Origin of the sequence: Thiorhodovibrio litoralis (assembly GCF_033954455.1) — a bacterium.
GTDB lineage: Bacteria > Pseudomonadota > Gammaproteobacteria > Chromatiales > Chromatiaceae > Thiorhodovibrio > Thiorhodovibrio litoralis.
This window is the reverse complement of record NZ_CP121473.1, coordinates 1,412,501-1,431,348: the sequence shown is the minus strand read 5'-3', so window position 1 is coordinate 1,431,348 and position 18,848 is coordinate 1,412,501. Positions and strand designations below refer to the sequence as shown.

Genomic DNA, 18,848 nt, shown 5'->3' with positions numbered 1-18,848 from the left:
TGTGCCAATTAGTGACGGAAATTGTCCTGGTGCTCCAAAAACCAGGCGTAGGTCTGTTGCAGCCCATCGCGCAGGCCGGTGCCGGCTTGCCAGCCGAGATCGCGCAGGCGGGAGACATCCAGTAGCTTGCGCGGCGGGCCGTCGGGCTTGCTGGTGTCGAAGCGCAGTTCACCGGCAAAGCCAACCACCTCGCGGACGGTCTCGGCTAGCTCGCGGATGCTGATGTCCTGCCCGGTGCCGACGTTGATGTGTGACAGGCGCGGCGGGGTGTGGGCCTGGTAGCCTTCCGTTGGGAGGTTCATTACATACAGACAGGCGGCAGCCATGTCGTCGACATGGAGGAATTCGCGTTTGGGCGCACCGGTGCCCCAGATGTCGACCGAGGCGGCGCCGGCCTGCTTGGCATCATGAAACTTGCGCAGCAACGCGGGGATGACGTGGCTGTTTTCTAGGTCGAAGTTGTCGCCGGGGCCATAGAGGTTGGTCGGCATGACGCTGCGGTAGTCCGTGCCATACTGGCGGTTGTAGGACTCGCACAGCTTGATGCCGGCGATCTTGGCGATGGCATAGGGCTCATTCGTTGGTTCAAGCGGGCCGCTCAGCAGGGCGTCCTCGGCCATTGGCTGGGGGGCCAGGCGCGGGTAGATGCAGGAGCTGCCGAGGAACAGCAGGCGCTCGGTACCATGTCGCCAGGCGGAATGGATGACGTTGGAAGCAATGCTCAGGTTGCTGTGAATGAATTCAGCCGGGTAATGGTCATTGGCCCAGATACCGCCAACCTTGGCTGCGGCCAGGTAGACCTGGGTGGGCTTGGTGGACGCGAAGAAGTCTTCGACCACCGCGCTGTCGGTCAGGTCGAGTGCGTTGCGGCCCCGAGTAATGATCTCATCTTGGCCGGCCGCTTGCAGATTGCGCACGATGGCCGATCCGACCATGCCCCGGTGACCGGCAACGAAAATGCGTTTACTTGAATGGCCGTTATTCGCGCAAGCTATTGGCTGATTGTGGTCAGTATGCATTTTTGTCCTTCCAAAACACCTGGCCAAATGTTTTGATGATAATCATGATATCGAGGAAGATGCTCCAGTTGTCGATATAGTAGAGGTCGTGCTCGACACGCTTGACGATTTTTTTCTCCGTATCCGTCTCTCCGCGCCAGCCGTTGCATTGGGCCCAGCCGGTGATGCCGGGCTTGACGCGGTGGCGGCTGGCGTAGATGTCGACGGCTTCTTGATAAAGCCGGTCGCCGGCCTTGGCGAGGGTGGCGTGGGGGCGCGGCCCAACGATCGACATGGTGCCGTTGATGACGTTAAAGATTTGGGGCAATTCGTCAATGCTCGTGCAGCGGATAAAGCGTCCTACCCGGGTTACGCGCGGGTCGTTGCGGGTTGCCAGAGTTTCTGCGTTACTGTCGGTCCTATCGGTGTACATTGACCGGAACTTATAGACTCTGATCAGCTCGTTATGAAAGCCGAAGCGCTCCTGCACGAAGAGCACTGGCCCTTTGGATTCGAGCTTGATGGCCAGCGCGGTGAGGGCAAGCAGCGGAGAGAGGAGAATGACGGCCGGAATGGCGACGGCCAGGTCTTCGATCCGCTTGACGAGCGCGGACCACTCGCTGATGGGGCGGTCTTTCAGGCTGAGCACATGCATGCCGCCAATGCGGTAGACGGGCCGATCGGCATACAGCAGCCCGAGGTGGTCCGGAGCCATAAAGATGTCCACGGCCCAATTGGCGAGTTTTTCCAGGAGCTCCTTGATGCGGGCATAGGCGGACCAGGGCATGGCGATGATGACCAGATCGACGCCATACTCCTTGACCAGAACATCGATGCACTTGGTGCAGCCGATGATTGGCAGATCGGTTGGGTTCTCCGGCAGGCGGCTGCCGCGGTCATCGACAAAGCCAACGACATGCAAGCCGTGCCCTTTAAAGCGCTTGATATGCTCGAGCACCTTATGCCCCTGCTCACCGGCGCCGAGGATAATGGCGTTGCGATGACGGATTGCCTCATACGGCAAACGGGACAGGTACCATACCAAGAACACTCGGCTGACAAGCAGATAGGCAGCGAAGGCGGCGAACCAACTGCCCACCCATAGGCGGGAGAAGTTGCTGGAAACCTTAAGAATAAAGCCGACTGCCAGCAGGGTCGCGAAGGTCCACAGCAGCATGCCGAAAGAGGTGAAAGGCCGTTTAATCGTCTCGTGGTGTTGCCGCCAATCGTAGAGACCAGCCGTGAAGCCGTAGAAGCCGAAGGCGACCATTGCGAGGGCGACTGCGCCCGCATAATAGATGTGACCTTCAAAAACCTCCTCGAAATGCACCAGGTAGAGCACGAGATAGCACAGCAGAGCTGTCAGCGGCAGGGCGACGAAATCGGCCGCAAACATCTGGTAGTTCGGCCGTTTGATAAATGAGCTTTTGGCTGCCGAGCGCTCTAGCGGTATCAATGTTGCTGTTGCAGCCGTCTCCGATGATTCCATTAACTCAAGCCTCCAATGCGCATTGCGCATGTCGAAGTGGCTAGGACGTGGACGTCTGGCTAAAACGTCGGATGATGCGGTCGAACCGCTCGCTTTCTTGCGGGTGCTCGCGAAGTAGACGGCTTATGAAGGCTTGCACTCTGGGACGTTGCGCCGCCCATGCGCCCAGTGCGGTCTGGCGGCCATAGTGGGGATGCCTGAGCAGTGTGAGCACGTCGGTGCGCAGCGCGTCGAGGAAGGCGCTGTCCCACTGCATGGGGCAGCGCACGGCAAGGTCTAGCCTATAGGTGACGTAATCCGGTTCGACCGGTGCTACCCGGTAGGATTGCTTGAGTACTGGCATGCCGCTGGCGCAGTCGCCATCCGGTGGCAACCGCAGGTTAGTCAGGTAAACCCAACCGAGTGGGTGGACGGGGTTGCGGCTCAGGCTGGCGACGGCCGCTTGGGTTGTAGCATCCAGCCGCTGCGACCGGGCCTCTGGGTTGTCATCGGGCAAGGGCAGCATCAGCAGTGTGGCGGCAAGCCGGCGCCATTCCAGATCCCCGCGGCGGGCGGGTGGAATGCGCTCAAGTCGATCAGTTGCGTTGCGCAGATAGCCGGTGCCGTCGTCGGCGGAGAGAAATTGCGCCTGGTGCTGCTTGTAGTAGCTGTTGGCGGGAATGCGGCTTAGCTGACTGAGCAGTTGTTGGGCCGAGAGAATGAGTAGAACCAGCGCCAACGCGATGATGAAGGCTGCGCCGATATGGTGGCGCGACGCCCAGGGCGCGGAGCGGGATGTGCCTGGCAGGGGATGCGCGGGCGATCCTTGTTGGGCGTCAGCTCGCATAGTAGTCGCCGTAGCGCCCGTAGTAAGAGGCATAGTCGCCGTAGCCGTAGTAGGCGTGACGCTTGATGTTGACCTGGGTCAGGACGGCGCCAAGCTCCGGGGCATGGGCCTTACGCAGCAGCGCTAGGGCGTTCTTGACGGCCTCGCGCGCGGTGCTTTCCCATTTGACGATGAAGACTGTGCCGTCCACCTGGTGGCTGAGCACCAGGGCGTCCGCCACCGCGAGCAGCGGGGGCGAGTCGATCAGGATGAGGTCGTAGGCTTGGGCGGATTCCGTGAGCAGGCGCTGCATGTTGTCGGATTGCAGCAGGGTCTGGGGGTGCTCGATCTTGCCGGTGGCCGCGATGACGTGCAGGCCGCTTGGGCCGTCTTGCTGCACACAGGCGCGCCAGTCCGGGACTTCTCCGGTCAGGTAGTCGAGGAAGGGCTTGGCCTTGGCGCTCGGCTCGGGGCCATAGAGTGTCTTGCTGATCTTGCCGCGGCGCAGGTCGGCCTCAATGAGCAGCACGCGGTTGTTGCCGGCGCGGGCGAGTAGGCGCGCCAAACTCAGGCAGAAGGTGCTTTTGCCCTCGCCCGGCAGGGAGGAGGTGACCAGAATGCGCTTGGGTTTGATGTTCTTGCCGGCAGCGAACGCCAGGGAGGTGTAGACCGAGCGCAGGGCCTCACCATAGGCGGAGGTCGGCTTGCTGATGACGTATTCATCGGGCGACTGGCCCTTAAGCTTGAGCGAGCCGAGCTTGAGGACCATACCCAGCGCCTTGATGTGCAGGGTTTTCTCGAGCTGCTCCGGGGTGCGGTAGCCGTTGTCCAATGCCTCCAGCAAGAAGGCGAGGCCGAGGCCGAGCATCAGCGACAACACCAGGGCAACGGCAAGAATGAGCTTTTTGTTGGGAAAACTCGGTGCGCTGGGGACCTCCGCATCGGAGATGATGCGAGCGTCGGCTTGTTGCAGGTCTTCCTGGTTGCTGGTTTCTTTGAAGCGGGAAAGGAAGGTCTCGAGCAGCACGCGGCTGGATTCTGCCTCGCGCTCGAGTTCGCGCAGCTCGATGCGGGATTGTTGCAGCTCGGAACTCTCGGCCTTGAGTTGATCGAGGTTCTCGGTCAGGGCGGCGACCCGGGCCTTGGCGACTTCGACCTCGTTCTCGACATTCTGGGTGATCTTGCCGATTTCCTCGTTGATTTTGCGGCGAATGTCGTTGAGCTCGGAGCGCACATTGATAACATCGGGATGGCGCGGACCGTAGCGCTCGGAGATTTCCGCCGCCTTGCGGCGGACTTCGGCCTCTTGCCCGCCCAGGCGTTGGATCAATGGGGATTGCAGAACCTCGCCCAGGGCGGCGGCGCTGGCGCCGCCGCGAACCCGCACTTGGCGATAGCGCGCCTCGGCTTCGGCCAATTGCGTTCGGGCAGTGACCAGATCGATGTTGAGCTTCGCGAGTTGCTCCTCGCTGATGGTGGCGCCTTCGCGGACGGACTCGATGATGGAATGCTCCTCGCGATAGGCTTGCACAGCCTGCTCGGCGGCAAGCACGCGGGTACGCAATTCGGCGATGCGGGTGCTGAGCCAATCGGTGGCGCGCTGGGTGGCCTCGAACTTGGCTTCCAGCTGGTCGTCGAGGTAAAGCTCGGCCAGCGTGTTGGCCAGCAAGGCCGCCGTTTTTGGGTCTTCGGACTCGAACGCAATCTGAATGGTGTAGGACAGCGTGGGGTTGGAGACGGACAAAGCCCCGGTCACATTGCCGATGACCCTGGCCCGCTCCCTTTCGCGGCGTTCTTCTTCCGTCAGCGGCTCGGTCTCGCCGCCGAGCCCAAGCGCCAGCAGCCAGTCGGACGAGAGGTAGGTGCGCGGGTCCAGGTACTGGAGCAGGGAGGTGTCCGCCCGCAGAGAGGGGTTGAATTCGGGGTCTTTGACCAGGTCCAGCTTGTCGACTAACTGACCCACCAGGCGGCGGGAGGAAATGATGTCGAGTTCGGTGCGGATGACGCTGGCGTCGGCCGAGAGGCCGGACATGACGGCCTGGATGTCCACCACGGCCTCGCTGCGGGTTTGCAGCGTGAGCAGCGCGGAGGCGGTGTAGCGCGGGGTGAGCTGCACCAGAATGATGACAGCCATTAGACACAGAAAAAATACGGTGCCGATTATGACCGCACGCCGCCGCCACAACACGCTGAGCAGCTCACGGATGTCGATCAGGTCGGCATCCGCGCCTGGTGGAGCCTGGTAGGCCGGGGGCGCTGCTGGCTGGTGCTGTGGCGGAGGGGTGGGTGGAGACATCTTGAGGTTGCGATTAGGTTACTTGCTGGATATACACATTATTATTATATTAACTCATTAAGTGTTCCTTCTTTGCAAGACGCTATTGTCCGAGCAGGTGTAAGCTCGGGCTTCTGCTCTTGATGGAAACTGAATTAGAAGAAGCGCTCTTTGACGGTGATGACGTCGTCCGGCATGACCCGCGTGTTGTTCTGCACTGATCCAAGCTCCTTACCGTCTCGCTGGATGGCGATTTTGCTCTTGGCCGCGCGCGGAGTGAAGCCGCCGGCGATTGCCACCGCGTGCAGTACGGTCATGTCGGCGACGTAGGGGTAGCTACCGGGAGACTTGACCTCACCGATGACGAAGAATGGGCGATATTCCAGGATTTCGACTGAGACTTTCGGTTCCCCGACAAAGCCGGCGCGTAACGCTTGCTCGACCAGTTGCTGCGCCTCCACAACTGTGCGGTTGTTGACCTCGATCGGCTGGATCAGCGGCATGGCGATGGACCCGCCGGCACTGACGATAAACTCACCTGACAGGTAGGGCTCGCCGAACACGGTCACGCGCACCTTGTCGCCAGGCCCGAGGAGATAATCTTCGCCCTGGGCAAGAACCACATGGGGCAGCAGGAAAGCAACGATCAGCACAATGGCTGGAATCCAGAATCGCGGGCTACGGCCCGGTGCTTGAACTATCGTTTTCATGGGTATCGGCCTCGTGGTCGATCAAGGCAAGCTGGTTGGAACTGGTTGAACCTGGTTGAAATGGGCGAAACGTCGGTCGCTCGCCTGCAAAGACACTTAAAACGTGAGCCTGAGCCCGATTTGGGCCAGATGTTTGTCGTAATTGTCACCTTCCTCTGTGCTGTCGCGTTCGCGATAGCTGTAGTTGGCGGTGACGCTCACCATGCGCAGCAAAAAGTATTGCAAACCGGCGCTGAGATCGAAGTCTTTATCCTCTCGGTCTGAACCAACATAGTTGCTGAAGCTATAGCCTGAGCCAGCAGTGAGCACCAAGGAGCGCAGCAACTGGTGCTCCAGATTGAGGGCATAAGATGTGTTGACGTTACCACCCGCCCCCTCCTGAATGGTCTCGTAGGTTTGCCGATTGGCGACGGAAATGATTGACGTTAATGCAGTCGGGTTCCAAATGAGTTCCGCGCCGAAGGTCATGGCATTGCCGCCAGTGATGTCTTCGAGTCGCGCATCAGCGTAGTAACGCGGGGCGTAGCCGATATCAAGATTCAGCACCCAAAGATCGGCCATGACTTTTTCCGCGCCCAACGCGATGGTCATGCCGGTGCTATCGCGGTTATAACCGCCGAACTTCATTGAGTCGTCGTAGTCGACATCGCGGGAGCCAATTCTCAAGTAGGCCGTGCTCTCGGCGAAGGGCTCATAGCCAATGGTCACGCCAATGTCGGTTTGCGTATTGTCCCGATCTGAGTTGTCGATGGTGCCGCCACCGATGGCCTCGCTGTTGGCGTAGGTAATCCGGTCAATCTGGCCGCCGATGCCAAGGGTGATGATGCCGACGTAGCGCTGAAAGCCAAGGCGAACCGCGCGCTGGTCGTACTTTAGCGGCTCGGCAGACTCTCCAATATTTTCAGACGATGTGCGCGGGGTGTGTGCATGTCGGTAAAGTAGCCCAAGGTCGATACGGTTATCCGTTAGGATATCGAGTGTATTGTCGTTGGCGAAGTAGTAGTCGTGATAATTCTCATTGCTGTATTTCTCGTACAGGCCGATGTCGCCACCAACCTCAAACTCCATGGCGTGGCGGTTCCAGTCCGACAAGAGCTGCACCCGCGGGCGAAACGTGTTTACGCTATCTGACTCGGCGTTCTCTGCGGTGGCGAAGACATTGCTGTCGTAGGTTCGGCCAACATCCAATAGCGGGGTGATCAGCCAGGCGCCCAACCGGGCGGCACTCGGGCCATAGGCGACCACCGGGCGGTCCATAACGCTGACGTCATAAGCGACTTCTGCCGGGTCCACATCGCTCTGAGCAATAGCCGGAGACACTGCAACAGCTAAAAGCACATGCAGCAGCACGAGAACTCCGGCAGTTGAGCGCACGAGAAAGACTCCTCTTATAAATTCGTGATGGCGCGGCCGGGCCTTCAACGGCACCGACCGCACAGGCCTGCTTTGTCAGTTAAGCTGTGTAGCTCTTATCCTGCTGGACTCGCCACGGGAGTAGGAGGGTCTACAGCACCACCGCCACCGCCACCGCCAGGCGGGCTTGAAAAGGACACAAAACTCGGCGTTGGCGCGGCGCCAACTGCGCCGGCGGCAGAATTCGTAGCCGGCGGTCCACCAGCAGCGGTGGTGAAACCGGCCAGGTCTGCTTGGGCGTCGGCTAGCTCGATTGCCTCAGCGATGAGGTCTTCCGGCGCCTCCGCTGCGCAGGTTCCAACATCAGGTGCAATATCGGTGCCGGTGAGTTCAGTGCCTGTGGTGGCTGCTGAGCGTTCAGCCAGGCGTGTGGCCCCTTGGAGCTGCGCCAGTGCGTTCTCTACAATCTCAGGCTCAGCTGCGGCAACGGCCGGATGACAGAGGATGGCGTGGGCAATGTCCAACTGCGCCATCGCTGTCTGGGGATTGTCCGGCGCGTTGTCCCAAGCGACGTCAACGAGGGCACTGGCGGCCTTGGCTGCGGCAGATGGGGAGTTCTCCCGCAGGCTTTCGAGCGCGCTGAGAAGCTGCGTTAGCTGCTCCGCCGTGGGTTCCGTGCCCATGGACTGGGTTAATGTTTCAGCCAGTGTTCCCGCTGATACGGCATTTTCAATGCTGGTAGCCGACAGCTCAGATGCCGCAGGCGCCGGAGCGGCAAGCACTGCTGTGCCGCCTAACGCAAGCGTTGTTGCAATAAGTGTTGCAGCGAATCTTGTGCTCATGGTCTGGTACCAAATCAGGGTGTTTTTGGATGGTGGCGGATATCCTGCCTCCCGCACGCAAAGCGGATGCCTCGCGCTGGAGTCCCGCAATCACACGTAAGCGGTGCGCCATTTGTAGTTTGGCATATGAAGTCAAAATTTTCCAACCAAATTTTAACTTTTTCACACTCTCTGATATGCGTTTTCCTGCTAACCACCGAGCTACGAACTCAACCAAGCGATTTTGAAGAAATAGCGTTTTTCTACTAATTTACATAAAGATAGAGAAAACCAGACATGGGCGCTAAGGTGTTTTTTGGCCGCTGACAGAAGCGTTAAGATAACGACCAAAGAACACACGAATAACGATTTGATCGAATTTCTCGTGTTATTTGGCTTGTAGGGAGATTGCTGACAAAAATACACGATTACACACTCAGCGCTCCCCAGTGAATGCGGCGCTTCCGGTTTTCTCAGCTGTGAACACCCAAATAATGTCGACTGGTTCACAGATTAAAAATCGCCTTTTCGCGATCGATTACACGAGAAACCGGATTCATCGGTACTGCACGGTTGTGCGGCCGGCTGCGGGCTCTGCGGGTACGCAAGAAGGCAGGCGAGTGTGAAGACGTGCGAAAATCTGCTACTTAAATAGCCACCAAGTGGTTTCATTCGCCGCGAAGACCGGTTTATAGTGACGCACGGTGCTGGCCTGGACCACCTGCTTGATCTGGTTGTCCATCAACATGATGCGCCCGCCGAGATCAACCAAAGTGACGCTATGGCCGACTTTGAGGTTCAGATCCTTCACCGCGACCAGGCGTAACTCGGCGTTGCTGAAGCCCAGCGCGCGCAGACTCATGAACTTGACGATGGCGAAGTCCTCGCAATCGCCAGACTTATCGAAGAACTCGCCTGGCGTCGCCCAGTAGTCTTCTTTGCCCCAGTTGACGGGGTCGGTGATGTAGGACCAGTTGTTGGCGAAGCGGTTGATCTCGCGCACCTGGGTGGCTTTGTCTTTGCCACGCAGGCGCTCGATGGTGCGGGTCCACTCGGTATAAGGGCAACGACCGCGGCCGCTGCTGTGGCAATCGCGGTCTTTGCGCTCTTCAGCGCGATAGCGCTCAAGCAGCTTTGGCCACTGCGGAATGGGACGAAAGTTGGTGAACATCTTGCCTGTTTTGCCAAAAATACCGCCGCGGTCGAATCCGCCGGCCACGGCTGCGGACAGCATGAGGCACTGCGCGACGATGATGGCGGCCATCAGCCAACGCTCGCGACGATGCAGCCGGATGCGGTCCGGGGGCCGCCCCGGCTTGCACAGGGAAGACGAACGTGGAGCCGGTTCAGGCGGCATGGAGGCAAAGTTCATCGATTTTTCTGTCAGTTTAGGATGATGCGGTAATGAACACACGCATGCTCGCGGCACTTGCTGCTCTGGTCGTTGTTTTTGCCATCGCTCTCGCCGGTGTTTTCGCCTTTGCGCAGAGCGAACGGGCGCGCGATATGCAGAGTTTACGCGCGCAACTTAGCATCGTGGCGGACAGCCGCGCGCAAGCGGTAGAACATTGGCTCGATCAGCAGCGCCAGTTACTGATGGATCTGATCAACAACGAGTCGCTTCAAGTCTATCTGAACGTCGTGAATCTGCAGCGATCCGGCGCTGAGGCAACCGGAGGTGATGTCCCCGACAGCGACGCCAATAGCGACCCCGATACCGACCAGTCTGGCGCGGAATTGACTTACTTACGTAATCTGCTCAACGCGACGGCGCGGCGGGGTGGTTTTGTGGCGCGGGCTGACGGTGAGCCGCTCCCGGCCAATGTCCGGCCAATGGGATCGGCCGGGTTGGCGCTGCTCGATACGCAGGGCGCGGTGCTGGTGTCAAGCAGTGGGATGCCACCACCGCAGGGCGACCTGGAAGAATTTGTGGCTGACACGCCGCTGGCCGAAAATGGGTTTTTTGGACTCGAACGCAACGCGCAAGGTGAGCTGATTGTTGCTTGGCTGCTGCCGGTGCTGACGCAGCAGGATGGCACAGGCGCGGCAGATGTGGCCGCGCGCTTGCTTGCCGTGCGGCCGGTGAGTGATGACTTTTTTGCCGCACTGGAGCAGCCAGGCGAAACGGCTGAAACAGCCGAGACCTATCTGCTGCGCAAACAGGGGCAGCGGCTTGAATACCTCAGCGCACTGGAAGACGGCAGCGCGCCGCTGAGCAAACAACTCGCTGTAGGCGATGACTCTGGAATTGACTTGAGCGCCGTTGAGACGCCTGGGGCTTTCCACCAGGGATTTGACTACCAAGCGGCCCCTGCCTTTGCTGTCAGCCGGGCGATTTCTGGCACACCCTGGGTATTGGTGCATCTTGTCGAGCAGAGCGAAGCCCTGGAGCAGAGCGATCGGCGGCGGGCGATGCTGATCAGCGTGCTGGTGACCATTGTGATTGCGGTGGCGGCAGCCATCCTGCTGGTTTGGCGATTTGCGACCTCCGCGCGCGTGGAGCAGGCGGCGCGCGAATACCGCGCCTCGGCGGAGCGTTTTGAGTCGCTGTCGCGCTTTCTGGATGCGGTCAGCGATACCCAGCCACATGCGATTTTTGCCACCGATGCGGACAATCGGCTTACCTTTGCCAATAAGCGCACAGCCGAGTTGACCGGTATCCCGAAGGAAGAACTGCCAGGCCACACTCTGATTGGCGCACTGGGGCAAGATCGCGGGGGACTGTATCAGCAATTGGCCAGCGAGGCGCTGGACAACCAAGAGGAGACGATGGTCACGCACTCCTTCGATGCGGTCGATCAAGAGGGGGCGCCAGAGGCGGTGTGGCGATCGTATCATCAGCCGCTGCCAGCGGAGGGCGAAAAGCCGGCGGGCGTGCTGACCACGATTGAAGATCTGACGAATCTCACACTCGAACGGCGCCGCCGCGAGCGCAATACCCGGCAGCTGATCGATACCCTGGTTGGCCTGGTGGACGAGCGTGATCCCGACTCGGCTCAGCAATCGCAGTTTGTGGGACAGGTGGCGCGGCAAGTCGCGCTCGACATGGGACTCGATGAGGCGTTGGTGGAAACGGCAGACCAAGCCGGTCGGCTGGTGAACATCGGCAAGATTCGCGTTCCGCGGGCGGTGCTCACCAAGCAAGGCCCCCTGACAGATGACGAACGCGCCCTGGTGCGCACTGCCCTGGATGAGGGACCGAGCCTGCTCAGGCATCTGGAGTTTGACGGTCCAGTGATCGAAACATTGGAACAAATCAATGAGCGTGTGGACGGCCAAGGCCGCCCACGCGGGCTCGCGGGGGCTGAAATCCTGCAAACGGCACAAGTGGTGGCTCTGGCCAATTCCTTTGTGGCCTTGATCAGCCCGAGGTCTTTCCGCGATGGCAAGCCCTTCGAGGAGGCTGAGGCGGAGTTGCTGGCGGACGCGGATCGACGGTTCGACAAGAAGGCCGTCTTGAGCCTGCTGAATTATCTTAACAACAAGAACGGGCGCTCGGAATGGGCGTTTATGGCGCGCAGTCATGGGCAAGAGGCGGCTTAGCCTCGCCGGTGCCTTGCCGGTGGTGACTGCTTGTTCGTCACTTTTGCGATAACGGGCTGAAGGTACGTCCATGTTGGGATGGCTGCGATCGCGTGGGACCTCGGTGCCAAGTCAGCCAACTGCTGCGTGCACACCTGACGGAATGCGCATCTATGCAATTGGCGATGTTCACGGCCGTGCGGATTTGCTAAAGCAGCTTGTCGGTCTAGTGGCTGGCGACGCCACGCAACATTCTGCTCAACATCGGGTGCTAATTCTGCTGGGTGATTATATTGACCGCGGCCCCCAGAGCGCCGAGGTCTTGGAGTACCTGAGCAGCGCAGGTATGCCCTTGGATGAATACCACTTTTTGCTGGGTAACCATGAGCAGATGCTGCTGGGCTTTTTGCAGGACCCGCTTGGCCACGCCTATTGGCTGGAATACGGCGGACTGGCGACGCTCGGATCCTACGGGGTGGCACACCGTGGCCCGGACCCGGATGCCCTGATTGAAACCGCGGCATCCCTCGCGGCCGCATTGCCTGCGCATCAACGGGCGTTCCTCGAGCAGCTTGAATACTCCTGCCGTTTTGGTGACTACTTTTTCGCCCATGCGGGGATTCGGCCTGGAGTCAGCCCCGAGGAGCAAGATCCTCGCGACTTGATCTGGATTAGGGACACCTTTCTTCAGCATCGCAAAGCGCATCCGCTGATGGTAGTGCATGGCCACCAGGCACTTGAAGAGATCGATGTTCGCTCGAATCGCATTGGTATCGACACCGGCGCATATGCCAATGGACGCCTGACGTGCTTGGTGCTTGACGGAACCGCACGCTGGATCGTGGACACTGTGCTTGGCGAGTTCGTCAGCTTGGCGAGCTGATTGACCGGGGCGCGGGTGTGCGCTCGCGCCTGCCAGGACCTAACGCTCATGGTCCCAGCCACCCCGGAGAATGAATCCATGAGATTAACGGTAAAGGTTCTTTACGGAGGGAAATCAAATGCTTGACGCTATGGCCTTAGATCCCGCACGACCCGAGACCCGCTTGCCGGTGCGTGGGGCGCCTTTCTGGATCTTTGCTGGGCTCTTGGTGCTAAGTCCCCTGCCCTTTGCTAGCGTTCACGCCGTTTGGCCCGCGCTCTATGGTGTACTCACTGCGTTTGCCATTGTGATTTTTGTACTGCAGCGCTGGCGTGCAGGCCAGCGGATTACATTCCCCCAGCCCGCTGGGGTCGTCGCGAGCTTGCTGGTGCTTGCGGTCGCGCTCTGGGGATTCATGCAGAGCATGCCGGGGTTGTTTCCGAGCTGGCAACATCCGGTCTGGGCGCAAGTCCGAACGCTGCTGGCGTTGCCGGAGTTGGCGGGCGCTCTATCTCTGGTGCCGGAGCGATCGGCCCTGGTCGCAACACATTATCTCACTTACCTAGCCTTTGCTTGGCTGGCGTTCTGGCAGTGCCGCCGCAGCCGCAACCGGTTGCTCTTGCTCAAGCTTTTTATTACTGCCGAGGCCGCTTATGCAGCCTATGGTTTGATTGTGTATTTCGCTGAGCTTGACACCATTTTGTGGTTTGACAAGGAGGCCTATCGTGGGCTTTTGACAGCGACATTCGTCAATCGCAATAGCTATGCCACTTACGCGGGGCTGGGGACAATGGCGGCTTTGGCACTGGTGCTGCGTTATCTGCGCCACATGCTCACGACCGATGCCGACCAGCGCTCACGTCTGCGCGATTTTATCGAAACACTGACATCGTCCGGCTGGTTGCTGGCGGTGGCGGTGTTGTTGTGCTTCCTGGCCTTGCTGCTGACGGAGTCGCGCATGGGGTTGATGGCCTTTCTGGCAGGTGTGACCGTGCTCATGCTGGGTTGGAGCTTACGCCTCCCGGCCGGCCGCACGCGCAAAATTGGCCTTGCGCTAATGACTTTGCCCCTCGTGTTGTTGGTACTGAATCTCTCTTTGAGTGGTGACCAAACGGTGGCACGTTTTGCGAGCCTTTTTGAGCAAGGAGACCAGCGATTTGATGTCTACCCACTCATGCAGGAGGCGATTGCCGAGCGGCCCCTGCTGGGATATGGGCTTGGCAGTTTTGAGTCCGCTTTTCGGCTGGTGCGCGACGAAAACATCTCTGTTCTTTTCCGCCGCGGCCATAGCGATTACCTGGAACTAGTCATGGAGATCGGCTGGCCGGCAACCCTTGTCTTGCTAAGCGCCTTTTTGTTGATGCTGGCAAGCGCGCTGAAGCTCTACCTGAGCCGCACGGATTTTGAGCTAGCGCTCCTTTTTATCGCCGCAACAGTGCAGATTGGCGTGCATGCGCTGGTGGATTTCAGCATGCAAATGCCGGCTGTTGTCTTTGCCTACTTGTTCCTAGCCGGTGCCGCCTTTGGTGCTAGCCGGCGCCGCACGCCCAGCTAATTTGGCCGCCATTGGCAACGCACTTGACGCCGCCCACAGTGGTGCAACGTGATGGCTGCAGGAGATTGCGCCAACCTCTATTTTAGTGTAGCTTCCCGTTAATCCGTATTCACTGAAGGGCTTTCCCGTGTAGGGAGATTCCCTACAAATGTTGACATCCCGGGCATTCTAACACGCACTTAAATATGTGAGATTTATTTCTTTACGTTATTTTTCTGATTTTATTGCGATAAAAAAGATTCCTGGGTTTGCCCGCAACGTTATTGAGACCACTTGAAGTCCTGAAAGACACATAAAAAAAGAAGCCCCGGGGTATTCAAAATGTTCAGCGCACGCAACCCGTCTTCTATTTATTCTCCGCCATGGACGGCATTTGAGGCCCCATTACCCAACCCTGCACGCGCCACCACTATGTCCAAGGCCTCTCCGCAGTTGCCAAGCTCTGACACTGATGTGCTGCGCGGGCAGCCGCACTCAAACCTCTCTCGCGCCGTCGGCGGCCTTGGGTTCTACACGCTCAATCCAGCCACGAACCAAATTCATGCCGAGCCGCATTGCCTGGAATTGTTCGGACTGAGCGAAACACATCCTGTCTGGCACCTGGACGACATTCTCGCCATGATGCCCGAGAAGGAACGCATAGCTTATAACAGCGCCCTGGATGCGCTTCGGACCGGCAAGCAGGAGCGTTTTGAATTATGTTTATCCGTCCACCGTAACGGGGATGAGACGGAGGTATTGTCGGTTCTCGACCGGGCAAGGCTTGTTTTCGAGCAGGGATTGCCGATGATCGCCGGCGCGCGAATCGATATTTCGGGTCTCTTGTCTCGCGTCAATCAGTCGGAACAGTCCGGCAATCATCGTGATCCGACCTGGCTATTGAATCAGCGCGGCATCTCGCAAGGAGCCGAGCAGAATCACCTGAACGGCGAGGAACAACCGCTGGCAGGCGGCGGTTCAGCGCCATACCAGGCGCCCATGCCGAATGGGCACAGCCAGGTGTATACAGCGCCCAAGGCGACGGATTCGCACAATGTTTCGATGGCAATTTTGGTGCAGGATGCGGTGCGGATGGCACGGGTGTTACCCGTTTTCCAACCCTTGGTTGGATTGGTGAACCGCGCACCCATGGGAGAGGAAGCCTTTGCTCGAATTTACGAACACTCCCGCCGTTTACTCAATGCCGGAGCATTTGTGGAGGTCGCCCGCCAACTCCAGTTGCTCCATCGTATCGACCAAATGCTGTTTTCCGCCACCTATGCGCGAATCACGCACCCGCCGGCCACGTCCTCAAGGCGCGCATCCGCCCATCCTTTACCCATTTTCGTCAATATTTCTGGCGATCTGCTAAAGCATCCCGACACTTTGAGCGAAATGGCCCGCGCGATCGAAAGCGAGCCGCTTTCCCGCCGCGAAGCCATTGTCCTGGTGTTGAACGAACGCGACATTGCCGAGCGTTACGCAGAAGCCGCGAAAGCGCTTGCTCCAATGGTGGATCTGGGTTGCGGGCTTTCAATAGCCGGCTACGGCAGCAGCGAGAGGTCGCTCGGGTTTTTGGACGTGCTGCCGGTCAGCTTTCTTGCTTTTGATTCGTCGCTCATCGAAGAGGCACAAGATTCTGAAAAGGCGCGCTCGATTATTCAGGACATTCAGTCTCGGGCCCGGGATGCTGGAATCACTACCATTGCCAAGCAAATCCAGAGTTACGAAACCCTCACCTTGGCGCAATCGCTTGGTGTGGATTGGGGCCAGGGTTATCTCCTCGGCGTTCCCAGCGATCCGAAATGGCCGGTTTCGGCCACATCGCACACCTTTACCCCCAGCTAGAAGGCTTTTAGCCGATGAAAACAAAAAAACCCCAGGAATTTAACTTTCCTGGGGTTTGGAATAAAGCCCTGGCGGTGACCTACTTTCGCATGGGGAGGCCCCACACTATCATCGGCGATACACCGTTTCACTTCTGAGTTCGGTATGGGATCAGGTGGTTCCAGTGCTCTGTTGCCGCCAGGAAGACGGTGACTGGTCACGGGCGCGCTCAGGTGCGCTGCTGCCGGGGCCAGTGCATTCGGTAAGATCGTTATTCAGCGTTTCTCAGCAGACCAAGGCTTTTTGGGGCAAACCAAAAGTCTTTGGGTGTTATATGGTCAAGCCGCACGGTCCATTAGTACGGGTTAGCTTCACACATTACTGCGCTTCCACATCCCGCCTATCAACGTTGTAGTCTTCAACGGACCTTTAGGGACCTCAAGGGTCCAGGGAGACCTGATCTTGGGAGGGGCTTCCCGCTTAGATGCTTTCAGCGGTTATCCCGTCCGAACGTAGCTACCCGGCAATGCCACTGGCGTGACAACCGGAACACCAGAGGTTCGTCCACTCCGGTCCTCTCGTACTAGGAGCAGCTTCCCGCAAGTCTCCAACGCCCACGGCAGATAGGGACCGAACTGTCTCACGACGTTCTAAACCCAGCTCGCGTACCACTTTAAATGGCGAACAGCCATACCCTTGGGACCGACTTCAGCCCCAGGATGTGATGAGCCGACATCGAGGTGCCAAACACCGCCGTCGATATGAACTCTTGGGCGGTATCAGCCTGTTATCCCCGGAGTACCTTTTATCCGTTGAGCGATGGCCCTTCCATTCAGAACCACCGGATCACTAAGACCTAGTTTCCTACCTGCTCGACTTGTCCGTCTCGCAGTCAAGCACCCTTATGCCTTTGCACTCAATGCGCGATTTCCGACCGCGCTGAGGGTACCTTCGTGCTCCTCCGTTACTCTTTGGGAGGAGACCGCCCCAGTCAAACTACCCACCATGCACTGTCCCTGATCCGGATAACGGACCGAGGTTAGAACTCCAAATAGACCAGGGTGGTATTTCAAGGTTGGCTCCACAACCACTGGCGTGACTGCTTCAAAGCCTCCCACCTATCCTACACAAGTCGATTCAAAGTCCCGTGCAAAGCTGTAGTAAAGGTTCACGGGGTCTTTCCGTCTAGCCGCGGGTACTCGGCATCTTGACCGAGATTTCAATTTCACTGAGTCTCTGGTGGAGACAGTGCCGCCATCGTTACGCCATTCGTGCAGGTCGGAACTTACCCGACAAGGAATTTCGCTACCTTAGGACCGTTATAGTTACGGCCGCCGTTTACCGGGGCTTCGATCAAGCGCTTCTCCGAAGATAACGCCATCAATTAACCTTCCGGCACCGGGCAGGCGTCACACCCTATACGTCCGCTTGCGCGTTTGCAGAGTGCTGTGTTTTTAGTAAACAGTCGCAGCGGCCTGGTCACTGCAACCCCCCTCAGCTCCGTGAGCAAGTCACTTCACTTACTAGGGGCGTACCTTCTCCCGAAGTTACGGTACCATTTTGCCTAGTTCCTTCACCAGAGTTCTCTCAAGCGCCTTGGGATTCTCACCCTGCCCACCTGTGTCGGTTTCGGGTACGGTCACGCATCACCTGATGCTTAGAGGCTTTTCCTGGAAGCGGGGCATCAATCACTTCGCGTCCGTAGACACTCGTCATCACGTCTCAGAATTGACTCTCCGGATTTGCCTAAAGAGCCTCCCTACACGCTTGAACCGGGATAACCATCACCCGGATGACCTAGCCTTCTTCGTCCCCCCATCGCAGTGATACCTGGTGCCGGAATATTAACCGGCTTCCCATCGACTACGCCTTTCGGCCTCGCCTTAGGGGCCGACTCACCCTGCGCCGATGAACGTTGCGCAGGAAACCTTGGGCTTTCGGCGAGGGGGCCTTTCACCCCCTTTATCGTTACTCATGTCAGCATTCGCACTTCCGATACCTCCAGCATGCTTTACAACACACCTTCAACGGCTTACGGAACGCTCCCCTACCATGCAACCTATTCGAAAATAGGCGCATCCGCAGCTTCGGTACATGGCTTAAGCCCCGTTACATCTTCCGCGCAGGCCGACTTGACCAGTGAGCTATTACGCTTTCTTTAAAGGATGGCTGCTTCTAAGCCAACCTCCTGGCTGTCTGTGCCTTCCCACATCGTTTCCCACTGAGCCATGATTTTGGGACCTTAGCTGGCGGTCTGGGTTGTTTCCCTCTTGACGACGGACGTTAGCACCCGCCGTCTGTCTCCCGTGATTGCACTTGCTGGTATTCGGAGTTTGCATCGGTTTGGTAAGCCGGGATGGCCCCCTAGCCGAAACAGTGCTCTACCCCCAGCAGTGAGACACGAGGCGCTACCTAAATAGCTTTCGGGGAGAACCAGCTATCTCCGGGCTTGATTAGCCTTTCACTCCGACCCACAGCTCATCCGAATCTTTTTCAACAGATCCCGGTTCGGGCCTCCAACGCGTGTTACCGCATCTTCACCCTGGCCATGGGTAGATCGCCCGGTTTCGGGTCTACTCCCAGCAACTATGACGCCCGTTTAAGACTCGCTTTCGCTACGCCTCCCCTATTCGGTTAAGCTTGCTACTGAGA

The 18,848-nt window shown here is 58.5% G+C and carries 12 protein-coding genes and 2 rRNA genes (1 of these 14 cut by a window edge); 4 read left to right on the top strand and 10 right to left on the bottom strand.

Going from position 1 to position 18,848, the window contains the following annotated elements; all coding sequences use genetic code 11:
- Window positions 1-8: 8 nt before the first annotated feature.
- The 8 genes from fcl to Thiosp_RS06225 all read right to left on the bottom strand — a co-directional run bounded on the left by fcl (window position 9) and on the right by Thiosp_RS06225 (window position 9,823).
- A complete protein-coding gene (fcl, locus tag Thiosp_RS06260; RefSeq protein ID WP_323696888.1) occupies window positions 9-1,019 on the bottom strand; it encodes a GDP-L-fucose synthase in 1,011 nt (336 codons plus the stop codon).
- Window positions 1,009-2,487: an undecaprenyl-phosphate glucose phosphotransferase gene (locus Thiosp_RS06255; RefSeq protein ID WP_323696887.1), complete on the bottom strand. Its 1,479-nt coding sequence runs from the start codon at window positions 2,485-2,487 to the stop codon at window positions 1,009-1,011. Before Thiosp_RS06255 ends, fcl begins: the two co-directional genes overlap by 11 nt.
- A 40-nt stretch (window positions 2,488-2,527) precedes the next feature.
- On the bottom strand, window positions 2,528-3,313 hold the full coding sequence (locus tag Thiosp_RS06250) for a hypothetical protein (protein WP_323696886.1): 786 nt from the start codon (window positions 3,311-3,313) through the stop codon (window positions 2,528-2,530).
- Entirely contained in the window at window positions 3,303-5,588 is a 2,286-nt protein-coding gene (locus tag Thiosp_RS06245) for a GumC family protein (RefSeq protein ID WP_323696885.1), read from the bottom strand. Before Thiosp_RS06245 ends, Thiosp_RS06250 begins: the two co-directional genes overlap by 11 nt.
- 134 nt (window positions 5,589-5,722) lie before the next feature.
- Window positions 5,723-6,277 (bottom strand): polysaccharide biosynthesis/export family protein, encoded by a 555-nt coding sequence (locus tag Thiosp_RS06240; protein ID WP_323696884.1) that lies wholly within the window; start codon window positions 6,275-6,277, stop codon window positions 5,723-5,725.
- 96 nt (window positions 6,278-6,373) lie between these two features.
- Window positions 6,374-7,705: an outer membrane beta-barrel protein gene (locus Thiosp_RS06235; RefSeq protein WP_323696883.1), complete on the bottom strand. Its 1,332-nt coding sequence runs from the start codon at window positions 7,703-7,705 to the stop codon at window positions 6,374-6,376.
- Window positions 7,706-7,746: 41 nt separating this feature from the next.
- On the bottom strand, window positions 7,747-8,313 hold the full coding sequence (locus Thiosp_RS06230; RefSeq protein ID WP_323696882.1) for a hypothetical protein: 567 nt from the start codon (window positions 8,311-8,313) through the stop codon (window positions 7,747-7,749).
- 781 nt (window positions 8,314-9,094) lie between these two features.
- Entirely contained in the window at window positions 9,095-9,823 is a 729-nt protein-coding gene (locus tag Thiosp_RS06225; protein ID WP_323696881.1) for a transglutaminase-like cysteine peptidase, read from the bottom strand.
- Between the two features lie 32 nt (window positions 9,824-9,855).
- Here Thiosp_RS06225 and Thiosp_RS06220 point away from each other — a divergent pair, with 32 nt between their 5' ends.
- From Thiosp_RS06220 to Thiosp_RS06205, 4 genes are all read left to right on the top strand, one after another.
- Complete coding sequence (locus Thiosp_RS06220) at window positions 9,856-11,994, top strand: HD domain-containing phosphohydrolase (RefSeq protein ID WP_323696880.1); 2,139 nt, start codon at window positions 9,856-9,858, stop codon at window positions 11,992-11,994.
- A 142-nt stretch (window positions 11,995-12,136) separates the two neighbouring features.
- Window positions 12,137-12,856, top strand: a complete 720-nt coding sequence (locus Thiosp_RS06215; protein WP_323696879.1) for a metallophosphoesterase family protein — start codon at window positions 12,137-12,139, stop codon at window positions 12,854-12,856.
- A gap of 592 nt (window positions 12,857-13,448) precedes the next feature.
- Window positions 13,449-14,390: an O-antigen ligase family protein gene (locus Thiosp_RS06210; protein WP_323696878.1), complete on the top strand. Its 942-nt coding sequence runs from the start codon at window positions 13,449-13,451 to the stop codon at window positions 14,388-14,390.
- Window positions 14,391-14,801: 411 nt separating this feature from the next.
- Window positions 14,802-16,217: an EAL domain-containing protein gene (locus Thiosp_RS06205; RefSeq protein ID WP_323696877.1), complete on the top strand. Its 1,416-nt coding sequence runs from the start codon at window positions 14,802-14,804 to the stop codon at window positions 16,215-16,217.
- A gap of 66 nt (window positions 16,218-16,283) precedes the next feature.
- Here the strand turns inward: Thiosp_RS06205 and rrf are convergent.
- Together rrf and Thiosp_RS06195 are read right to left on the bottom strand one after the other, a co-directional pair.
- Window positions 16,284-16,399: ribosomal RNA gene (rrf, locus tag Thiosp_RS06200) — 5S ribosomal RNA — on the bottom strand.
- 131 nt (window positions 16,400-16,530) lie between these two features.
- Window positions 16,531-18,848: ribosomal RNA gene (locus Thiosp_RS06195) — 23S ribosomal RNA — on the bottom strand; it runs 580 nt beyond the window's last position.

Bases quoted from the DNA above. Each gene is read 5' to 3' on its own strand.
- fcl (WP_323696888.1), bottom strand. From the start codon at position 1,019: ATGCATACTGACCACAATCAGCCAATAGCTTGCGCGAATAACGGCCAT.
- Thiosp_RS06255 (WP_323696887.1), bottom strand. From the start codon at position 2,487: ATGGAATCATCGGAGACGGCTGCAACAGCAACATTGATACCGCTAGAG.
- Thiosp_RS06250 (WP_323696886.1), bottom strand. From the start codon at position 3,313: ATGCGAGCTGACGCCCAACAAGGATCGCCCGCGCATCCCCTGCCAGGC.
- Thiosp_RS06245 (WP_323696885.1), bottom strand. From the start codon at position 5,588: ATGTCTCCACCCACCCCTCCGCCACAGCACCAGCCAGCAGCGCCCCCG.
- Thiosp_RS06240 (WP_323696884.1), bottom strand. From the start codon at position 6,277: ATGAAAACGATAGTTCAAGCACCGGGCCGTAGCCCGCGATTCTGGATT.
- Thiosp_RS06230 (WP_323696882.1), bottom strand. From the start codon at position 8,313: ATGGGCACGGAACCCACGGCGGAGCAGCTAACGCAGCTTCTCAGCGCG.
- Thiosp_RS06225 (WP_323696881.1), bottom strand. From the start codon at position 9,823: ATGAACTTTGCCTCCATGCCGCCTGAACCGGCTCCACGTTCGTCTTCC.
- Thiosp_RS06220 (WP_323696880.1), top strand. From the start codon at position 9,856: ATGAACACACGCATGCTCGCGGCACTTGCTGCTCTGGTCGTTGTTTTT.
- Thiosp_RS06215 (WP_323696879.1), top strand. From the start codon at position 12,137: ATGCGCATCTATGCAATTGGCGATGTTCACGGCCGTGCGGATTTGCTA.
- Thiosp_RS06205 (WP_323696877.1), top strand. From the start codon at position 14,802: ATGTCCAAGGCCTCTCCGCAGTTGCCAAGCTCTGACACTGATGTGCTG.